Genomic DNA, 20,740 nt, shown 5'->3' with positions numbered 1-20,740 from the left:
AAAAAACATGAGTATTAAAGTTATCATTGCAGGTTTTAAAGGACGAATGGGGTCAGCAGCAGTTAATATGGTTAAGGGAGATGACGAATTAACCTTAGCCGCATTACTTGACCCATTTGCGACAGAATCAGACGTGGATGGTGTCCCAGTATTCACAGACAAATCACAATTAGTTGGGTTTGATGCAGATGTTTGGGTTGATTTTACCATGCCAGCAGTTGCTTATGAAAATACCCGCTTTGCTTTAGAAAATGGCTTCGCTCCCGTTGTTGGAACGACAGGATTTTCAGAAGATGAAATCGCTGAATTAATCGCTCTTTCTGAAGAAAAGAAAACAGGTGGTTTGATTGCTCCAAACTTTGCAATTGGTGCTATTTTACTCATGGAATTTGCCGCTAAGGCTGCCAAATATTTTCCGGACCTTGAAATCATTGAACTACATCATGACAATAAGAAAGATGCTCCTTCAGGTACAGCTGTGAAAACAGCGGAATTGATTCGTGAAGTTCGTCAACCTAAAAAACAAGGGGCTGCAGATGAAGTTGAAACGTTAAAAGGAGCGCGTGGAGCTGATTTTGATGGTATGCGTATCCATAGTGTTCGTTTACCTGGCTTGGTTGCGCACCAAGAAGTCATTTTCGGTGCCCAAGGTGAGGGATTAACACTTCGTCATGATTCTTATGATCGTATTTCGTTTATGAGTGGTGTTAATATTGGAATTAAAGCAGTTGTCAAACGAGATAAACTCGTTTATGGTTTGGAAAAATTACTATGAAATTAAACAATCTGCCTTCTGAATTTCAGGAGGCTTTACCAATCTTGAAAAAAATTCGCGAAGCTGGCTACGAAGCTTATTTTGTCGGCGGTAGCGTTCGTGATGTTTTACTAAATCGTCCAATTCACGACGTTGATATTGCAACAAGTTCTTATCCAGAAGAGACTAAAAGCATTTTTCATCGTACGGTTGATATTGGGATTGAGCATGGCACGGTTCTTGTTTTAGAAGAAGGTGGCGAGTATGAAATCACCACTTTCCGTACAGAAGATGTTTACGTGGATTACCGCAGACCTAGCAGCGTGTCATTTGTGCGTTCTCTAGAGGAAGATTTGAAACGTCGCGATTTTACAGTCAATGCTTTTGCACTTGATGAGACAGGTTTAATTATTGATAAGTTCAACGGTTTGGCAGATTTGGAAGCTAAGTTATTACGTGCGGTGGGAAATCCTGCGGAGCGTTTTAACGAAGATGCGCTGCGCATTATGCGCGGTTTCCGTTTTGCGGCTAGTCTTGATTTTGATATTGAACCTGATACGTTTGCTGCTATGGCAGCACATGCGCCCTTACTTGAAAAAATTTCGGTAGAGCGCTCTTTTATTGAATTTGATAAATTATTGATGGCACCTTTCTGGCGTAAAGGGATTAAAGCCATGATTACTAGTCAAGCTCAAAAATATTTACCATATCTTGAGAATGCTCATGACAATTTACAGCAATTACTTGACGATTTGGCTTGTGATTATCACTTTAAAACGTCTGAACAAGCTTGGTCAGCTTTGCTATTAGCTTTAGATGTCAAAGACGTTCGTGTCTTTTTGAAAGCATGGAAAACATCAAGTCAATTTCAAAAAGATGTCGAAAAGATTGTGGCGATTTACCGTTTCCGTCTAGAAAATGAGCTTGATAAGATGGAAATGTACCGTTATGGCAGTTGTTTGATTGAACAAGCAGAAGCTTTGCGTGCTGGTTTTGGTTTGCCAGTTGATTTTGAGCGTATTGAGCGTTTAGATAAAGAATTAACCATTCATGATAAACACGAAATTGTTGTCAATGGCGGAGTTTTAATCAAAGAATTACAATACAAACCTGGTCCAGAATTAGGGCGGGTATTAAAAGAAATAGAGGAAAAAATTGTTCTTGGTGAGCTTGCCAATGACAAAGAAGCTATTTTTGACTTTATTAGAAAGGAAAACAAATGAGTGATTTTATCGTAGAATACTTAACAAAATCAGTCGGTGATAAGACTGTTTTTCGTGATATTTCCTTTATTATTCATGATTTTGACCGCATTGGTATTATTGGTGTCAATGGAACGGGGAAAACAACGCTCCTTGATGTCATTTCTGGTCGTCTTGGCTTTGATGGCGACGTATCGCCGTTTTCAGCTAAGAATGGTTATAAAATTGCTTATTTGACCCAAGAGCCTGAATTTGATGATGATAAAACTATTTTGGATACAGTTTTGTCGTCTGATTTGCGTGAGATGACTTTGATTAAGACCTATGAGACCTTGATGGCTGATTACAATGAAGCTAATCAAGCTAAACTTGAAAAAGTCATGGCAGAAATGGATTCGCTTGACGCTTGGGCGATTGAAAGTGAAGTCAAAACTGTTCTTACAAAGCTAGGTTTGGACGATTTGTCACAAAAAGTTGGTGCTTTGTCTGGTGGGCTTCGTCGTCGTGTTCAGTTGGCGCAAGTTTTGTTAAATGATGCAGACTTGTTATTATTGGACGAGCCAACCAACCACTTGGATATTGATACCATTGCTTGGTTGACGAATTTCCTAAAAAATTCTAAGAAAACGGTGCTCTTCATTACCCACGATCGTTATTTCTTGGATAATGTGGCAACGCGTATTTTTGAATTGGCTAATAGTCAATTGACTGAATATCAAGGAAATTATCAAGATTATGTGCGTTTGCGTGCGGAGCAAGATGAGCGTGACGCTGCAACGCTTCACAAGAAAAAACAACTTTACAAGCAAGAATTAGCTTGGATGCGTACGCAACCACAAGCGCGTGCGACAAAACAGCAAGCTCGTATCAATCGTTTCAATGAGTTGAAAGCTGATTTGTCAGGAGCGACACAATCAACAGAGCTTGAGATTAATTTTGAAACAAGCCGAATCGGTAAAAAAGTTATCAATTTTGAAAATGTTTCCTTTGCTTATCCTGATAAACAGATTTTGACTGACTTTAACCTTTTGGTGCAAAATAAAGACCGAATCGGAATTGTTGGTGATAACGGTGTCGGCAAATCAACGCTTCTTAATTTGATAAATGGTGATTTGCAGCCGACAGCTGGGAATCTTGAAATTGGTGAAACGGTTCGCATTGGCTATTTCTCACAATTGACAAAAGACATGGATGAAAACAAACGTGTCATCAATTATTTGCAAGAAGTAGCTGATGAGGTCAAAACAAGCGTTGGAACAACAAGTGTCACAGATTTGTTAGAACAATTCTTATTCCCACGTTCAACACATGGCACATTGATTTCAAAATTATCTGGTGGTGAGAAAAAACGCCTTTACCTGTTGAAAATTTTGATTGAAAAACCAAATGTGCTTCTTCTTGACGAACCAACCAATGACCTTGATATTGCAACATTGACAGTTCTTGAAAGTTTCTTGCAAACATTCTCAGGACCAGTTATCACGGTTAGCCACGACCGTTATTTCCTTGATAAAGTGGCTAATAAAATCTTAGCATTTGAAAATGGGCGTGTTCGCGAATTCTTCGGAAATTATACGGATTATCTTGATGAAAAAGCGTTTGAAGAAAATGCCGTAGTGGAACAAGCTAAAAAAGCGCCGTCACAAAAGACTGAGAAGGAAAAAACGAAGAAGAAACGCATGTCTTACTTTGAAAAACAAGAATGGGAAGTCATCGAAGATGAGATTGCCAAACTTGAAGAGGACATCGAAACTATTGAAGCGCAAATGCAGGAAAATGCCAGTGATTATGGCAAATTAGCAGAGCTTCAACGTTCATTAGATGAAGCTAATGAAACCCTACTTGAAAAATATGAAAGATACGATTATTTGAGTGACTTAGCTGAATAAGCATGGTCACTCTTTCTTGCAGAAAGAAGGTATTTCGTTACTTAAAAATAGAGAACAGATTAGAAAGGAAAGTTACTATGAAACTAGTTTGGACTTATTTGAAAAAATATCCCAAATGGCTCATTTTGGATGTATTAGGAGCTTTTACATTTGTCGTGGTTAACCTTGGGTTGCCAACAGCACTAGCTCGTATGATTGACCAAGGGATAACAGTTGGAAATAAAGATAAGGTTTATTTTTGGGCAATTGTTATGTTTATCGTGATTATTGTTGGAGCGATTGGTCGTGTTACTTTGGCTTATGCGGCAGGAAAAATCACGACTAATATGATTAAAGACATGCGTAATGACATGTACGATAAATTGCAGGAATACTCACACCATGAATACGAACAAATCGGTGTGTCATCACTTGTCACTCGGATGACAAGCGATGCATTTATTCTTATGCAATTTGCTGAACAATCTCTACGTATGGGGGTTGTAACACCGCTCATGATTATTTTTAGTGTTGTCATGATTCTGGTAACAAGTCCGTCTTTAGCATGGATTGTTGCGGTGGCTATTCCCTTTTTGGTTCTTGTGGTTTATTACGTTGCGACACGCACACGTCCTTTGTCTGAAAAACAACAAGCCACCCTTGATAAAATTAACCAATACGTTCGTGAAAATTTGACTGGTTTGCGTGTTATCCGCGCCTTTGCTAGAGAAGATTTTCAAGAAGAACGTTTTGATAGTAAAAACGAAGACTATAAAGGTATTTCAAGTCGTCTGTTCAAGCTAACTGGTTTAACAGAGCCTTTGTTTGTCTTTATCATCATCTCAATGATTGTTGCCATTGTCTGGTTTGCCTTAAATCCGCTCTCAAGAGGTGATTTGCAGATTGGTAATCTGGTTGCTTTTATTGAATATAGCTTCCATGCGCTCTTTTCATTCTTACTTTTTGCCAATCTCTTTACCATGTATCCTCGTGTTGTTGTCTCAAGCGAGCGTATTTCAGAAGTTATGGCAATGCCAATTTCAATCACACCTAATGAAAATGGTGTGACTGAGACTGAAACAAAAGGTTATTTGGAATTTGACAAGGTGACCTTTGCTTACCCTGGTGAGACAGAAAGTCCAGTCTTAAAAGATATTTCCTTTAAAGCCAAGCCTGGCGAAACCATTGCCTTTATCGGCTCAACAGGTTCTGGAAAATCTTCTCTTGTCAATCTGATTCCACGTTTTTACGATGTCACACTTGGTAAAATTTTGGTTGACGGTGTTGATGTTAGAGAATATCAATTGAAAGCTCTACGTCAGAAGATTGGCTTTATTCCGCAAAAAGCGCTCTTGTTTACGGGAACCATTGCCGAAAATCTAAAATACGGTAAAACGGATGCAACAGTTGATGAATTGCAAGAAGCAGCAGATGTTGCACAAGCAAAAGAATTTATCGAAAGCCGTGATGAGCGTTACCAAACACATTTGGCAGAAGGTGGTAGCAATTTATCAGGAGGACAAAAACAACGGTTGTCCATTGCGCGTGCGGTTGTTAAGAAACCTGATATTTATATTTTTGATGATTCGTTCTCAGCTCTTGATTATAAAACAGATGCGCAATTGCGTGAGCGTTTGAAAGAAGTTACTCAAGAAGCGACTGTTCTTATTGTGGCACAACGTGTGGGAACGATCATGGATGCTGACCAAATTATCGTCCTCGATAAAGGTGAAATTGTGGGACGTGGTACACATGATGAATTGATGCAAACAAACACGATTTATCGTGAAATTGCTAACTCACAATTGAAAAATGCAGACGAGATGAAAGGAGAATAACAATGTCAAAACGCAACGTTTTTCTACGTTTATGGGATTATCTCCAACAATATAAAGGTGCGCTTTTTCTTGCCATTTTCTTGAAAGTTTTCAGTAGTGTCATGAGTGTATTGGAACCTTTTATTTTAGGGCTTGCCATTACAGAATTGACGGCAAACCTTCTTGACATGGCGCACGGTGTAGCAGGTGCTCATATCAATATTTCTTATATTGCAATGATTTTAGCCCTTTATTTCTTGCGAGGTTTGGGTTATGAGCTAGGAAGCTATTGGTCAAACTATTTCATGACTGACGCTGTGCAAAAAAGTATTCATGATTTGCGCCGAGATTTAAGTGAAAAAATCAATAAAATTCCAGTTTCTTATTTTGACAGTCAACAATTCGGAAATGTCTTGGGACGTTTTACGTCAGATGTTGAAACAGTCTCAAACGCTTTACAACAAAGCTTTCTTCAAATTATCAATGCTTTCTTAACCATTTTCTTGGTTATTTGCATGGTGCTTTACCTCAATTGGCGTTTGGCTTTGGTGGTTATTTTAATCATTCCAATCACTTATATCAGTGCTCAGTTTATTTTGAAAAAATCTCAACCCTATTTCAAAAAACAAGCTGACGCTCTCGGTGATATGAACGGTTTTGTTCAGGAAAATCTAACTGGCTTTAACGTTATCAAACTTTATGGTCGTGAAGAAATTTCAAGTGAAGAATTTCGTGAAATCACTCAAAATTTGCAAGAAGTTGGTTTCAAGGCAAGCTTTATTTCAGGAATTATGATGCCAGTTCTTAGTGCAATTTCTGATATGGCTTACCTGATTGTGGCAGTTTTGGGAGCTTTGCAAGTTCTTTCTGGGAACTTGACGGTTGGTAATATGCAAGCTTTCGTTCAATACGTTTGGCAAGTCAGTCAACCCGTTCAAACCATTACACAGTTGGCAAGTATTCTTCAAAGTGCCAAGTCATCACTTGACCGTATCTTTGAAGTTCTAGATGAGCCAGAAGAAGTTGCTGATGTAACAGAGCATTTGACACATGATTTAACAGGTCAAGTTAGCTTTGAAAATGTTTCCTTCCAATACGTGGCAGACAAACCATTGATTCAAAACTTCAATCTTGATGTCAAACCAGGTGAAATGGTGGCGATTGTTGGTCCAACAGGGGCTGGTAAGACAACGCTGATTAATCTTTTAATGCGATTCTACGACGTTACCTCTGGTTCGATTAAAATTGATGGGCATGATATTCGCAACTTGTCACGTCAAGAATATCGCAAACAATTTGGAATGGTCTTGCAAGATGCGTGGCTCTACGAGGCAAGTATCAAGGAAAATCTCCGTTTTGGGAACTTGGATGCGACAGATGAAGAGGTTGTTGAGGCTGCTAAAGCTGCCAATGTTGACCACTTTATTCGCACGCTACCTGGTGGTTACAATATGGAAATGAACCAAGAATCAAGCAACGTATCACTTGGTCAAAAACAATTGTTAACCATTGCGCGTGCCTTGCTTGCTGACCCTAAAATCCTGATTTTGGACGAAGCAACGTCATCTGTTGACACACGTTTGGAATTATTGATTCAAAAGGCTATGGCTAAATTAATGGAAGGGCGTACAAGCTTTGTCATTGCTCACCGCCTATCAACCATTCAAGAGGCTGATAAGATTTTGGTGCTTAACAATGGTCAAATCATTGAACAGGGCAATCATGAAAGTTTATTAGCTGCGAAAGGTTTCTATTATGACCTTTACAATAGCCAGTTTGCCAAAAGCAAATAAGCATAATTATTAATAAAAAACAGGATTTTGTTTTAAGCAAGTCCTGTTTTCTTATTCTTGCATTTTTTAGTCATTGAATATCTGTTGCAAAGATGATATGATAGTAACGTTAATAATAACGATGTTTGGGAAAAGCCATCGCTAAAAAAAACCAGCCTAATGACTGAATTAGCGCCCTTGTGGATTCCCATGAGGGCTTTTCTTTTGCCCAAATATCTGAAAAGATATAGAGGAGATAAGATGAAACGTCAATCTGCACTTGTCGTCTTTAGTGGCGGACAAGATTCAACAACTTGCCTATTTTGGGCTTTGAAACACTACGACCACGTGGAAACTGTCACGTTTAATTATGGTCAACGTCACAGTTTGGAAATTGAAGTAGCCAAACACATCGCTGCCGAACAAGGGGTTAAAAACCATTTGCTAGACATGTCTTTATTGGGACAATTAACTGAAAATGCCTTGACTCGTGATATTGCAATCGAAAATCCAGATGACGATTTGCCAAATACTTTTGTTGATGGTCGAAATCATTTGTTTTTATCGTTTGCGGCTGTGCTGGCGAAGCGTCTTGGTATCACAGACATTATTACTGGCGTTTGTGAAACGGATTTTTCAGGTTATCCAGACTGTCGTGATGCCTTTGTCAAATCACTCAATGTTACGCTGAATTTGGCAATGGATTATAATTTTGTTATTCAAACACCGCTGATGTGGCTTGATAAGTCAGAAACATGGGAATTAGCTGACCAACTTGGCAAATTTGATTATGTTCGAGAAAATACGCTAACGTGCTATAACGGCATTAAAGGAAGTGGTTGCGGTGAATGTCCTGCTTGCAAGCTTCGTCAGGCAGGTCTTGAAAAATACCTTGCAAAGAAAGGGTAAGCCTAATGTTTGAAATACCAAAAGAGCTAAAAGTCCCAACGGGTGAATCCTTGGTTTATTGCCCACGTCGTGTCATGGTTTCAAAAGAATTCACCTTTGATGCGGCACATCATTTGTTCAATTATGATGGTAAATGTAAGGCTTTGCATGGACATACTTATTGTTTGCAAATTGCGGTTTCTGGACTGCTTGATGACCGTGGCATGGCAGTTGATTTTGGCGACCTCAAACAGATTTACAAAAAACATTTGGAACCAAGTTTAGACCACCATTACCTCAATGAAAGCCTGCCCTATATGAACACCACAGCAGAAAATATGGTTTACTGGATTTTTAAGCAAGTCGCGCAGCATTTGCCAAAAGAACGTGAGATTCGTGTAGAATATGTCCGCTTGTATGAAACGCCGACATCATTTGCGGAATTTAGAAGGGAGTGGGAGATTGATGACTAAACGTCAGTTAACCCTTCCGATTCTTGAAATTTTTGGTCCAACTTTTCAAGGCGAGGGCAGAGCGATTGGGCAAAAGACCATGTTTGTGAGAACGGGTGGCTGTGACTATCATTGCGATTGGTGCGATTCTGCCTTTACTTGGGATGGCTCAGAAAAGCCTAAGCGAATGACTGTTGATGAAGTGATTGAGCAGCTTGACCAATTGGGAACCTACGATTATGTGACTTTATCAGGTGGCAATCCATGTTTATTGGCAAATAATATGGCAGAGCTTGTTGCCAAATTAAAAGCGCGTGGGGTGACCTTAGCTATTGAAACGCAAGGCTCACGCTGGCAAACGTGGCTAAAGGACATTGACCAAGTAACGCTTAGTCCCAAGCCACCGTCAAGTAAGATGACGGTTAATTTTGAAACGCTTGATTTTATTGTTTCGCAATTGAAAAAAGACCAAATCACCTTTAAAATTCCAGTTTTTGATGATGCCGATTTGGCATTTGCTAAAATGATTCAAAAACGTTATCAGCCTGATGTTTTGTATTTATCAGCTGGTAATCCAGAACCGCACGCCAGCGGCAACATCGTGGAGCACCAGCTCGACCGTTTGCGACAACTATGGGAGACAGTAGCAGCTGACCCAGAATGGCAAAGCGTGCGCGTGTTGCCACAATTACACACGCTTTTATATGACAACCAACGCGGTGTTTAAAAGGAGAATGAGATGACTAGAACAGATGAAATGAAAGATTTGACCCTTTTGGGAAATCAAAAGACGACTTACACTTACGATTACGACCCAAGTATTCTGGAATCATTTGATAATCGTCATGTTGACAATGATTACTTTATCAAATTCAATTGTCCAGAGTTTACATCACTTTGTCCGATTACTGGGCAACCAGATTTTGCGACGATTTATATTTCTTATATTCCAGATAAACTTTGCGTGGAATCAAAATCATTGAAACTTTACCTTTTCAGCTACCGTAACCACGGTGATTTTCACGAAAATTGCATTAATACGATTGGTAAAGATTTGATTGACTTGCTTCAGCCACGCTATCTTGAAGTCTGGGGAAAATTCACACCACGTGGTGGCTTATCAATTGACCCATATTTTAATTACGGAAAACCAAATACCAAGTATGAAAAAATGGCAGATTATCGCCTAATGAACCACGACTTGTATCCAGAAACCATTGATAATCGTTAATTGAGAACTAAAAAAAGGACTTCGTTTTTTTGAACGAAGTCTTTTTGTAGTCTTAGTTAAATACGGAATGAAAAAGCGATTCCTGAAACACCAACTGCCATTAAAAGTAATCCTGTTAGACGCCCAATAAAAATAGCTGAAAGTGCAGGATTGAATAAGAGGAAAAGCCCTAGAAGAATGGCAAGGACCGCAGAGCTTAGGAAACGATTAGCGTCGTAAAAACCTGCTCTACGCATTTGGAAGCCACCAATTAAACGAAGGATACCGCTAATAAGAATCCAATAAGCAGCAATCGTAATAACAGCACTTGATAAAGACATGGCTGAGCTTGATAGGAGAATAATTCCAAAAATAATCGATAAAATACTTTGCAACAAATACCAAAATGATCGCTCGACACTATTGGTATACATCAAAAGGCTGGTGATTCCAGACATGAAAACTAATAAAGCGATTATCCAACCAATCATTGCAGTCGTGGTAAAAGGATGCACAAAAAGAAAAATGCCAATAAGTAGTGCCAGAATACCTGACCATAGTGATAAACGTTTCATAATATACCTCCTAATAATATACCCCTATATTACCATAATTTTCGCGAAAAGGAGAGGATAAAGCCTGCCAGAATGACGAAATTTCCCACACGACTTCACATACGATGTTATATTTTGTGACATAAAAACGTAATTTTTTCAAAAAAAGTACAATAAATACTTGACAAGAATTTTCAGAAAATTTATAATATTTTTTGTAGTCTATTGATTACACGATTTATAATCTGATTTTCGGAGGAAATATATATGACAACAGGTAAAGAGTATGTAGCTGGTGTCTTTGATAAAGTCAAAGCGCAAAATGCTCACGAACCAGAGTTTTTACAAGCAGTAGAAGAAGTATTTGAGTCACTTGTTCCAGTGTTTGATAAATATCCAAAATACATTGAAGAAAATCTTCTCGAACGTTTGGTTGAACCAGAACGTATCGTTTCTTTCCGTGTTCCTTGGGTTGATGACAAAGGTCAAGTTCAAGTCAACCGCGGTTTCCGTGTTCAATTCTCATCTGCTATTGGACCTTACAAAGGTGGTCTTCGTTTCCACCCATCAGTAAACCAATCAATCATCAAATTCCTTGGTTTCGAACAAATCTTTAAAAACTCATTGACTGGTCAACCTATCGGTGGTGGTAAAGGTGGTTCAAACTTTGATCCTAAAGGTAAATCAGACAACGAAATTATGCGTTTCTGCCAAAGCTTTATGACAGAGTTGAGCAAACACATTGGTGCTGACACTGACGTTCCTGCTGGTGATATCGGTGTTGGTGGACGTGAAATCGGCTACCTTTACGGTCAATACAAACGCCTCCGCAATGAATACACAGGTGTTCTTACTGGTAAAGGGCTTACTTACGGTGGATCTCTTGCTCGTACAGAAGCAACTGGTTACGGTGCTGTTTACTTTGCAGAACAAATGCTTAAAGCTCGCGGTGAAGACTTCGCTGGTAAAGTAGCTCTTGTATCTGGTTCAGGTAACGTAGCGATTTACGCTACTGAAAAACTTCAATCACTTGGTGCTAAAGTTGTTGCTGTTTCAGATTCATCTGGTTATGTTTATGACCCAGAAGGTATTGATGTCCCTCTTCTTAAACAATTGAAAGAAGTTGAACGTGCACGTATTGTCAAATACGCTGACGCTCGTCCAAGTGCAACATTTACACCTGCTGGTGAAGGCTCAATCTGGTCAATCAAAGCTGACCTTGCATTCCCATGTGCTACACAAAATGAAATTAACGAGGGAGATGCGAAAGCTCTTGTAGCTAACGGTGTTATCGCTGTTACAGAAGGTGCAAATATGCCTTCTACGCTTGAAGCTATCGAAGTTTTCCAAAAAGCTGGCGTTTCATTTGGTCCTGCCAAAGCTGCGAATGCTGGTGGTGTAGCGGTATCAGCTCTTGAAATGGCTCAAAATAGTCAACGTACACCTTGGTCATTCGAAGAAGTAGATGCTAAACTTTATGACATCATGAAAGGTATCTACGATAATTCTGCAGCAGCAGCTAAAGAATTTGGTGCTGAAGGTAACCTTGTTGTCGGTGCCAACGTTGCTGGATTCCTTAAAGTTGCAGAAGCAATGTCAGCACAAGGTATCGTTTAAAATCTTGTTTTTCACAAGACTGTTGTATAACTCTTAATGATTTAATCAACAATCTTTTATAATCTTTAATTAAATTCTCTAATATCAAATAACCGAAAATGAGTCCACGAAGTGTGGGCTCTTTTGGTTGGTATCGTTGCAACTCATTGTTAGTTATTCTCGATTTTGTTGGTGCAATAAAATCTTGGGGCAAATGTGAGAAAGCGCATGGTAGCAAGGTTTTATTTATTTTGTTATAATGTTTTTAGCGAAAGCGAGGGCTTGATATGGTTATAGTGAGAAGTGCTTTGGCTAGTGATGCCGAGGCTATTTTGGCATTTTGCCAGCAGATTGGTTCAGAAACAGATAACTTGTCTTATGGAGAAGAAGGGGTGTCTGTTTCTGTTGCAGATGAGGGAAACTTATTAAGTGAGATTCAAAAATCTAAGACATCACATTTCTTAGTAGCCGAAGAAGCTGGTGAGATAGTAGGAACGTGTAATTGTAGTGCTTTTCGTAAAAAACGATTGGCGCATCGTGCAGAAATTGGTATCGCGGTGAAAAAAGCCTACTGGAACCAAGGAATTGGGCGTCAGCTATTAACGCGATTGATTGCAGCAGCGCAGCAATCAGGTTTAAAAGTCCTCTCACTTGAAGTTCGGTCTGATAACGACCGAGCGATTCATCTTTATGACAGTCTTGGTTTTCAAAAGATTGGAACGTTTAAGCACTTTATGGAAATTGATGACCAAGCTATTGATTTTGATATTATGGAATTACTATTGGAGAAAAAATGATTAAACAGATTGTAAGAGACACATTTTTCTTGGCGCAAAAGTCAGAAGAAGCAACAAAAGAAGATTTGTATTTGGCACAAGACTTGCAAGATACTTTAGTGGCAAACCGTGATAATTGTGTCGGCATGGCTGCTAATATGATTGGCGTTAAAAAGCGAGCAATTATCGTTAATATGGGGGGAGCAGATTTGGTGATGTTCAATCCAGTTTTGCTTAACAAATCACTTCCATTTGACACGAAAGAGTCTTGTTTATCATTGACAGGAGCACGACCAACACGTCGTTACCAGAGAATCGAAGTGTCTTTTTTAGACAAAAATTGGAACCAACAGACCTTAACCTTGACAGGTTTGCCAGCACAAATTTGCCAACACGAATTAGACCACTTGGAAGGTATTATCATTTAATTTTCAAAAACAACCTCAAACAAACGTTGATATATCAACGTTTGTTTTTGATTTCAGAAAATAGTTGAAAAGAATAAGCAGAAGCGAAGCTTTTTTCTTGACAATAGTTCTCATAAGAACTATAATGTGTTCTACAAGAATGAATCTTGGTATTTTTCAGAAAGTGAGGAAAAGATGCACAAGAAAGATCCGTTTTCACAGTTTAGGGATTTTATCAATTTAATGGAAAATCGTGTCCACGCTCTTGCGGAAAGTCATGGTGTTGAAAATCTAGCTGGTCCACAGGGATTTGCAGTGATGTATCTTCGTGATAATCCCGATAAAGAAATTTATATTAAGGACATTGAGAAGAGACTAAGAATTTCAAAGTCAGTGACTAGTAATTTGATTAAGCGCATGGAGAAAAATGGTTTTATCCAAGTTGTTTCGTCAAAAGAAGATAAGCGTTATAAGCAAGTTGTGTTGACTGAGCTTGGAAAATCAAAGGCTCAGGATATTCAAGATTTCCATGATGAAATGCATAGGCAAATCTTAGCTGGTGTTGACCATGAGGATCTCAAAATCTCGTTTCGCGTCTTTGACCGCATTTTGAAAAATTTAGAAAACAAGGAGTAACGCATGTTAAAAATTTTGAAACGCTTAACAGCAAAAGAAGTTACAATGCTTATTTTTGCTGTATTATTTGTGTGTTTGAATGTTTATCTTGAGTTAAAAATTCCAGATTATATGTCGGATATCACGACCTTGCTATCAACAGAAGGGACAAAAGTAAAAGATATTTTTGCTTGGAACTTTGATGCACCAGGTATGCGTATGGTCTTGCTTTCTTTGGGAAGCTTTGCGGCATCTGTCGTTGTCGGTTTCCTAGCTGCTCGTATTGCGGCAAGTTTTAGTACACGCCTACGTGATGATATTTTCCATAGTGTCTTGAATTTTTCAGATGCTGAAATCAAGAAATTTTCAATTCCTAGTCTTTTGACACGTACAACCAATGATATTACACAAATTCAATTGGTTTTCACAATGGGAATCCAAGTCATTACTAAAGGACCTATCATGGCAATTTGGGCAATAACCAAGATTGCTGATAAAAATCATGAATGGTTATTGGTTCTTATCGTCGCAGTTGCGGTTATGTTCTTGATGATCATTTTCTTGTTGATGATGGTGATGCCTAAACAACGCATGATTCAAACATTAACCGATAAATTGAACAGTATTACGCGAGAATCATTGACAGGTATCCGTGTGGTGCGTGCATACAATGCCGAAGATTATCAAGATGCCAAATTTGCACAAGCCAATGATAATGTTACCAATCTTAACCTCTTTATTGGACGTTCAATGGCGTTGTTATCTCCAGTAATGACAGGAATTTCAAGCGGAATGACACTTGCTATTTACTGGATTGGTGCGCATTTGATTGAAAATATTGCTATTCCGACAGACCCAACGAAAATTGCTGGCGCTATGCAAGATAAAGTTGATTTGTTTTCAGATATGGTTGTTTATTCATCATATGCCATGCAAGTTGTTATGGGATTCATGATGATGATTGTCGTATTCTTCATTTTACCTCGTGCCGTTGTTGCTGCTGGGCGTATTAATGAAGTTCTTGAAACAAAATCTTCAATTGAATATCCAGAAACAAATCAAGCTAAACCAACTGAAAAAGGTTCTGTTGAATTTGACAATGTTTCATTCCGTTACAGCAAAAATTCAGAAGCTGTTTTGGAACACGTTTCCTTTAAAGCGAAAGCTGGAGACACGGTTGCCTTTATTGGTTCAACTGGTTCTGGTAAATCAACTTTGGTGAACTTGATTCCACGTTTTTATGACGCGACAGAAGGAACGATTAAAGTCGATGGCATTGATGTTCGTCAATATGACCACGATACGCTTCATAAGATTGTTGGTTATATTCCGCAAAAAGCAGTGCTTTTCAGTGGGGATATCGCTTCAAATATGGATATGGGAGAAAGCAATAGCTCGCCGCTTGATGATGACAAGATGTGGGAAGCTCTTGATTTAGCTCAAGGTAAGACATTCGTTGAAATGAAAGACGGTAAGTTAAAAGCACCTGTTGCTCAAGGTGGTCAAAACTTCTCAGGTGGTCAAAAACAACGTTTGGCAATTGCGCGTGCTCTTGCTCGTAAGCCTGAAATTATCATCTTTGATGATTCGTTCTCAGCACTTGACTACAAGACTGACCGAATCCTCCGTTCACAGTTGAAAGAACGTACAGCTGATATGACGAAATTAATCGTGGCACAACGTATCTCAACGATTATGGACGCTGACCAAATTTTGGTCTTGGATGAAGGTAAAGTTGTTGGTCAAGGTACGCACGAAGAATTGCTTGCAAACAACGATGTTTATCGTGAAATTGCTTACTCACAACTATCTAAGGAGGAATTAGAAAATGGAAAATAAGAAAAAAACATCTTTCTATGGCAGAATGAAGCCCTACATTAAAGGTTTCCAGCTTCCATTTCTTCTTGCAGTGATTGGAGCAATTGTTTCTGCGACGGTTACGGTTATTGGACCTGATAAATTAAAAGAAATCACCAATACAATCACCAAAGGTTTGACACCAACGGCGACTGGTATGATTCCAGGAATCGACTTGGATAAAGTTGGTGAAATTGCATTAACTTTGGCAATTTTATACGTTATTTCAGCAGTAGTTGGTTATATTCAAAGCTTTACCGTAGCGACTATCGTTCAACGTTTTTCACAACGTTTACGTAAAGCTATTCAGACCAAAATTGACAAGGTTCCATTGAATTACTTTGATAGTCATTCGCAAGGGGACACCCTTTCTCGTGTGACAAATGACGTTGACTTGCTTGGTCAATCGCTTAACCAAAGTTTGGGAACTTTGGTGACATCAACCATGTTATTGATTGGTTCAATTTTCATGATGTTCCATTCAAATGTCAGCATGGCTTTAACAGCGATTGGGTCTGTTCTGATTGGTTTTGTTTTGGTTATGGTTATCATGGGCTCATCACAACCATTGTTCAAACGCCAACAAAATAACTTGGCTGCGATTAACGGTTATGTTGAAGAAATTTACTCTGGTCATAATGTGGTAACAAGTTATAACGCTGCTGGTGAAACAAGCGAAACCTTTAAAAAATTAAACACCAATCTTTATAAATCAATGTGGCAATCACAGTTCTTGTCAGGTATTATGATGCCGCTTATGATTTTCGTTGGGAACTTTGGGTATGTTATGGTCTGTGTGGTTGGTGCCGTTAAAGTTATCAATGGTGATATTACCATGGGTGACGTGGTTGCCTTTATGACTTATGTTCGTATCTTCTCACAACCATTGTCACAAATTGCGCAAGCTTTCACACAAATGCAATCAGCAACAGCTGCCATGAGTCGTGTCTTTGAATTCCTTGAAGAAGATGAAATGGAAGACGAGTCTGACAAGGAACGTCAACTTAGTGATGTTAATGGTGAAGTTGCCTTTGATAATGTTTTCTTTGGTTATTCTAAGGATAAAACAATTATCCATGATTTCTCAGCTGTGGCGAAACCTGGTCAGAAAGTTGCCATTGTTGGACCAACAGGTGCTGGTAAAACAACCATTGTTAACCTGCTCATGAAATTCTATGAAATCGATAAAGGTCGAATCACTATTGATGGTGTGGATACACGTTTGATGACACGTGAAGAAGTGCATGACCAATTCTCAATGGTGCTTCAAGATACGTGGTTGTTTGAAGGAACAATCAAAGAAAACTTGATTTACAATCAAGAAAATATTACAGATGAACAAGTTATTGCAGCGGCTAAGGCTGTTGGTGTTCATCACTTTATCATGACACTTCCAAAAGGTTATGACACTTATCTTGATGATTCTGTAACGCTTTCAATTGGTCAAAAACAACTCTTGACGATTGCGCGTGCTCTTCTGAAAGATTCACCGCTCCTTATTTTGGACGAAGCAACGTCATCAGTTGATACACGTACTGAAGAATTGATTCAAAAAGCCATGGATAAATTGATGGAAGGTCGTACATCATTTGTTATCGCTCACCGTTTGTCAACGATTAGAAACGCTGACCTTATCCTTGTGATGAAAGATGGTAACATCATCGAACAAGGCAATCACGATGATTTGATGCAACAAGGCGGCTTCTATGCTGACCTCTACAATTCACAATTTGAAGTAGCTTAAAGCTTAAAACTAAACGAGTCTGGGACAACGTGCTCAGACTCGTTTTTTGTTGTCTGCATAGTCTGGCTAGAAGATTTTAGAAAGTTAGGCAAGTACCTAGCTTTTTCTTTTGTTTTTATTTTGTAATGGCATTTATATAACTTGCAATCAATTTTTAAAGCAAAAGTGGCATTTGTTTAGGAATTGAAAAATAGTAAAAATATTTGACTATTTTTGGTGGTTGTGACATAATAATGGAAAATAGTGAGAATCAAGAGGGAGGAAGAAAGTGAAAGCTGTTATTGTTAGCAAAGCAGGAGATAGTAGTGTTTTAAAGGTGACTCAGATTGCTAAACCGCAAGTGAAATCAGGTTGGTCTTTGGTGAAAATTATGGGATTTGGGATTAATCGTTCTGAAATTTTTACCAGACAAGGCTTGTCGCCGAGTGTCACCTTTCCAAGGATTCTTGGGATAGAATGTGTTGGTGTCATTGAAGAGACGACGGACGAGCAACGTTTGCCAGTTGGTCAAAAAATCATTTCGATTATGGGAGAAATGGGACGTGATTTTGATGGCTCGTATGCTGAATATGTCCTTTTGCCAAATGAGCAGATTTATCCTATCTCAACGCAGTTGGATTGGGCAACGTTGGCGACGATTCCAGAGACTTATTATACTGCCTTTGGTGCTTATCAAAATTTAAAAATCACCTCCCGTGATACGATTTTGGTGCGTGCTGGTGCTAGTGGTGTCGGGACGGCTTTTGTAAAATTGGTAAAAGCTAAATTTCCTGACGTGAACGTCTATGCAAGTGTGCGCAATACTGCTAAAAAAGCGCAGCTTTTGGACGCTGGATATGATGATTTGGTTATTGATGATAATGGTGTGCTAAAGACGGATGTGACATTCACGAAAATCTTAGAATTAGTTGGACCTGCCACCATCAAAGACAGTCTAGGGCATTTGCAAGAAAACGGAATTATTTGTTCCTGCGGTCAATTGGGACGAAAATGGTATCTGGAAGAATTTGATCCAATTATGGAACTTAAAAATAATGTCTATTTGACAACATTTTATTCAGGCAATGTTTCACAAGATAAGATTCAGAAAATGTTAGCTTATATTGAGCAAGAACAAGTAGATGTTCGCCCTGAGCGTGTATTTGATTTGGATAGTATCCAAGCTGCACATGATTATCTTGATAGTGTTGCGGCATTTGGCAAGGTCATTGTTTTAAATAAGGAGGAAAATTTTAGTGATAAGTAATGCTAGAAAATACGCTCGTTTGCGTGATGAGCAATTTTCCCTCTATGAAAGCTACGCTAAAAAGCATGGGCTAAATAGTAAATCGTTATTAGTTTTTATGTGGATTTATCATAATCCACATGGGATGACACAGGAGAGCATTGCAAAACGAACATTTTCAACGAAACAAGTGATTCAAGCAATTGTTAAAACTTATATGAAAAAAGGAATATTATATTTGGAGCCTTCCCGAATTGACAGGCGCAAGAAGTTGATTCGTTTAACTGAAACAGGTCAGCAGTTTGCTGCTGAATTATTGGAGCCGTTAGCAGATTTTGAAGCGCAAGCAATGAGCGCTTTGACTTTGGAAGAACAGGAAGTTTTATTGTCAGCGACAGCGATGTTCACTGATAGGTTAAAAGAACTTTTAGAAAGTCATCAGGTAAAGGAACATGTTAAATGATATAGCTGCATATTTTGCAGATAATGGAAATACTTATTTAGGATACGTTTGGCAACACATTAGCCTAAGTTTCGAGGCTTTGTTGATTGCTTTAATCATCGCTCTACCACTTGGTTATTTTTCTTATGAAAAGCCGTTTGTACGACAATTGTCAACGCTTTTGACGCAAGGGCTACGCGTTATTCCAAGCCTTGGAATACTATTTATTCTGATTCCATTCATTGGAGTGGGGCGCTTACCTGCATTGATTGCTTTAGTGATTTTGGGAATACCACCCATTTTATTAAATACGATTGTTGGGTTTGCGTCGGTTTCAGAAAATTTGCTGGAAACAGCTTTGGGACTTGGGATGACAAGGTCGCAATTATTAACAAAAGTCCAATTTCCGTTAGCTCTGCCACATATTTTAAATGGCATTAAATTGGCATTGGTGGAAATTATTGCTAGCGCAACCTTGGCGACCTATATTGGAGCAGGTGGACTTGGTACTTTGATTTTTACAGGATTAGGACTTTATCGTTATGATTTATTGCTAATTGGTGGTGGTTCGGTTGCGATATTGTCGTTCCTTAGTATGATTATTTTTGATTTAAGCATAAAAGGGGTAGAACATTATGAAAAATAAAAAGGTGATTTCAGGAGCGTTACTGGTAGTCATTTTGGTGGCAATTGTTGGTGGAATTTGGGCGTGGCGCAATAATCAATCTTCTGAAGCGCAGCAATCGTCAACCACTATTCGTGTGGGGTCGAAAGATTTTACGGAAAATCTAGTCATTGCTGAAATTTATGCGCTTGCGCTTGAGGACAATGGTTATACCGTTGAGCGTGTGTCAAATATTTCAAGTTCTTTGATTCATAATTCAATTGTCAATGATGAGATTGACTTATATCCAGAATATACAGGAACTGGTTTGCTGTCAGTTTTGGGTGAGGATATGGAAACAGACCCAGAGAAAGTTTATAAGACTGTTAAAAAGGAATATGAGGAACAATTTAACCTGACTTGGCTTGATTACGCGTCAGCAAATGATAGCCAAGGTTTGGTTATTCGTACGGAAGTCGCCAATTCACTCAACATCAAGACGATTTCTGATTTGCAAGCTCATGCTAGTGAATTGCGCTTTGCTTCACAAGGGGAATTTGATGAACGTGAAGATGGTTTACCAGGACTTGAAAAGACTTATGGTACCTTTAACTGGCAATCTTCAAAGGTATATGACAACAGTTTGAAATACAGTGTTCTTGAAAATGATGAGGCGGATGTGACGCCAGCTTACACGACCGAAGGTCAGTTGGTCAATACGGATGAATTCACCTTATTGGAAGATGATAAACAATTCTGGCCACCTTATAATTTAGCGCCCGTTGTGCGAGATAATATTTTGGATGACAATCCAGATATTAAAACCATTTTAAATAATATTTCGGCAAAACTTGATACTGAAACAGTTACGGAACTTAATGCTAAAGTGGATGTTGACGGTCAAGAATATACAGATGTCGCGAAAGAATACTACGATAGCATAAAAGGTTAGAAAGA

20 protein-coding genes are annotated in these 20,740 nt (G+C 38.7%); 19 read left to right on the top strand and 1 reads right to left on the bottom strand.

What is annotated here, in order from left to right; genetic code table 11:
• The first annotated feature begins 7 nt into the window (after positions 1 to 7).
• From dapB to queF, 9 genes are all read left to right on the top strand, one after another.
• Positions 8 to 775, top strand: a complete 768-nt coding sequence (gene dapB / locus BTR42_RS07115; protein WP_009854408.1) for a 4-hydroxy-tetrahydrodipicolinate reductase — start codon at positions 8 to 10, stop codon at positions 773 to 775.
• Complete coding sequence (locus tag BTR42_RS07110) at positions 772 to 1,977, top strand: CCA tRNA nucleotidyltransferase (RefSeq protein WP_009854407.1); 1,206 nt, start codon at positions 772 to 774, stop codon at positions 1,975 to 1,977. Before dapB ends, BTR42_RS07110 begins: the two co-directional genes overlap by 4 nt.
• Positions 1,974 to 3,845: an ABC-F family ATP-binding cassette domain-containing protein gene (locus tag BTR42_RS07105; protein WP_009854406.1), complete on the top strand. Its 1,872-nt coding sequence runs from the start codon at positions 1,974 to 1,976 to the stop codon at positions 3,843 to 3,845. Before BTR42_RS07110 ends, BTR42_RS07105 begins: the two co-directional genes overlap by 4 nt.
• Before the next feature lie 77 nt (positions 3,846 to 3,922).
• Positions 3,923 to 5,662, top strand: a complete 1,740-nt coding sequence (locus BTR42_RS07100; RefSeq protein ID WP_043878575.1) for an ABC transporter ATP-binding protein — start codon at positions 3,923 to 3,925, stop codon at positions 5,660 to 5,662.
• A 2-nt stretch (positions 5,663 to 5,664) separates the two neighbouring features.
• Positions 5,665 to 7,434, top strand: a complete 1,770-nt coding sequence (locus BTR42_RS07095) for an ABC transporter ATP-binding protein (protein ID WP_009854404.1) — start codon at positions 5,665 to 5,667, stop codon at positions 7,432 to 7,434.
• Between the two features lie 240 nt (positions 7,435 to 7,674).
• The gene (gene queC, locus BTR42_RS07090) at positions 7,675 to 8,322 is read left to right on the top strand and encodes a 7-cyano-7-deazaguanine synthase QueC (RefSeq protein ID WP_043878574.1); all 648 of its coding nucleotides are present in this window, start codon (positions 7,675 to 7,677) and stop codon (positions 8,320 to 8,322) included.
• A gap of 5 nt (positions 8,323 to 8,327) precedes the next feature.
• Positions 8,328 to 8,774 carry a 6-carboxytetrahydropterin synthase QueD gene (queD, locus tag BTR42_RS07085; RefSeq protein ID WP_009854402.1) on the top strand — a complete coding sequence of 149 codons (447 nt, stop codon included), beginning with the start codon at positions 8,328 to 8,330 and terminating at the stop codon, positions 8,772 to 8,774.
• The gene (gene queE / locus BTR42_RS12755; RefSeq protein WP_009854401.1) at positions 8,767 to 9,480 is read left to right on the top strand and encodes a 7-carboxy-7-deazaguanine synthase QueE; all 714 of its coding nucleotides are present in this window, start codon (positions 8,767 to 8,769) and stop codon (positions 9,478 to 9,480) included. The genes queD and queE overlap by 8 nt, the downstream gene beginning before the upstream one ends.
• A 12-nt stretch (positions 9,481 to 9,492) precedes the next feature.
• Entirely contained in the window at positions 9,493 to 9,984 is a 492-nt protein-coding gene (gene queF / locus BTR42_RS12750) for a preQ(1) synthase (RefSeq protein ID WP_009854400.1), read from the top strand.
• Positions 9,985 to 10,040: 56 nt separating this feature from the next.
• Here the strand turns inward: queF and BTR42_RS07075 are convergent, their stop codons facing one another.
• Complete coding sequence (locus BTR42_RS07075; RefSeq protein ID WP_009854399.1) at positions 10,041 to 10,538, bottom strand: DUF308 domain-containing protein; 498 nt, start codon at positions 10,536 to 10,538, stop codon at positions 10,041 to 10,043.
• Positions 10,539 to 10,784: 246 nt separating this feature from the next.
• On the opposite strand from BTR42_RS07075, the gene gdhA reads away from it, so the two are divergent.
• The 10 genes from gdhA (at position 10,785) to BTR42_RS07025 (ending at position 20,735) form a co-directional block, all read left to right on the top strand.
• On the top strand, positions 10,785 to 12,134 hold the full coding sequence (gene gdhA / locus BTR42_RS07070; protein ID WP_009854398.1) for an NADP-specific glutamate dehydrogenase: 1,350 nt from the start codon (positions 10,785 to 10,787) through the stop codon (positions 12,132 to 12,134).
• Between the two features lie 266 nt (positions 12,135 to 12,400).
• A complete protein-coding gene (locus tag BTR42_RS07065) occupies positions 12,401 to 12,910 on the top strand; it encodes a GNAT family N-acetyltransferase (protein WP_077496988.1) in 510 nt (169 codons plus the stop codon).
• Positions 12,907 to 13,317 (top strand): peptide deformylase, encoded by a 411-nt coding sequence (locus BTR42_RS07060; protein WP_009854395.1) that lies wholly within the window; start codon positions 12,907 to 12,909, stop codon positions 13,315 to 13,317. The genes BTR42_RS07065 and BTR42_RS07060 overlap by 4 nt, the downstream gene beginning before the upstream one ends.
• 174 nt (positions 13,318 to 13,491) lie before the next feature.
• Entirely contained in the window at positions 13,492 to 13,932 is a 441-nt protein-coding gene (locus BTR42_RS07055; protein ID WP_012962070.1) for a MarR family winged helix-turn-helix transcriptional regulator, read from the top strand.
• Positions 13,933 to 13,935: 3 nt separating this feature from the next.
• Positions 13,936 to 15,750, top strand: a complete 1,815-nt coding sequence (locus BTR42_RS07050) for an ABC transporter ATP-binding protein (RefSeq protein WP_009854393.1) — start codon at positions 13,936 to 13,938, stop codon at positions 15,748 to 15,750.
• On the top strand, positions 15,740 to 17,512 hold the full coding sequence (locus BTR42_RS07045; RefSeq protein ID WP_009854392.1) for an ABC transporter ATP-binding protein: 1,773 nt from the start codon (positions 15,740 to 15,742) through the stop codon (positions 17,510 to 17,512). The genes BTR42_RS07050 and BTR42_RS07045 overlap by 11 nt, the downstream gene beginning before the upstream one ends.
• A gap of 268 nt (positions 17,513 to 17,780) precedes the next feature.
• Positions 17,781 to 18,758 carry a zinc-binding dehydrogenase gene (locus BTR42_RS07040; protein ID WP_009854391.1) on the top strand — a complete coding sequence of 326 codons (978 nt, stop codon included), beginning with the start codon at positions 17,781 to 17,783 and terminating at the stop codon, positions 18,756 to 18,758.
• On the top strand, positions 18,748 to 19,200 hold the full coding sequence (locus BTR42_RS07035) for a MarR family winged helix-turn-helix transcriptional regulator (protein WP_009854390.1): 453 nt from the start codon (positions 18,748 to 18,750) through the stop codon (positions 19,198 to 19,200). The genes BTR42_RS07040 and BTR42_RS07035 overlap by 11 nt, the downstream gene beginning before the upstream one ends.
• Positions 19,190 to 19,825 carry an ABC transporter permease gene (locus BTR42_RS07030; RefSeq protein WP_009854389.1) on the top strand — a complete coding sequence of 212 codons (636 nt, stop codon included), beginning with the start codon at positions 19,190 to 19,192 and terminating at the stop codon, positions 19,823 to 19,825. Before BTR42_RS07035 ends, BTR42_RS07030 begins: the two co-directional genes overlap by 11 nt.
• Complete coding sequence (locus BTR42_RS07025; RefSeq protein WP_009854388.1) at positions 19,815 to 20,735, top strand: glycine betaine ABC transporter substrate-binding protein; 921 nt, start codon at positions 19,815 to 19,817, stop codon at positions 20,733 to 20,735. The genes BTR42_RS07030 and BTR42_RS07025 overlap by 11 nt, the downstream gene beginning before the upstream one ends.
• Positions 20,736 to 20,740 lie beyond the last annotated feature (5 nt).

This window comes from Streptococcus gallolyticus subsp. gallolyticus DSM 16831, assembly GCF_002000985.1.
GTDB classification, from domain to species: Bacteria; Bacillota; Bacilli; order Lactobacillales; family Streptococcaceae; genus Streptococcus; species Streptococcus gallolyticus.
Note: the sequence above shows the minus strand (reverse complement) of the source record. Positions and strands in the feature narration are given on the sequence as shown.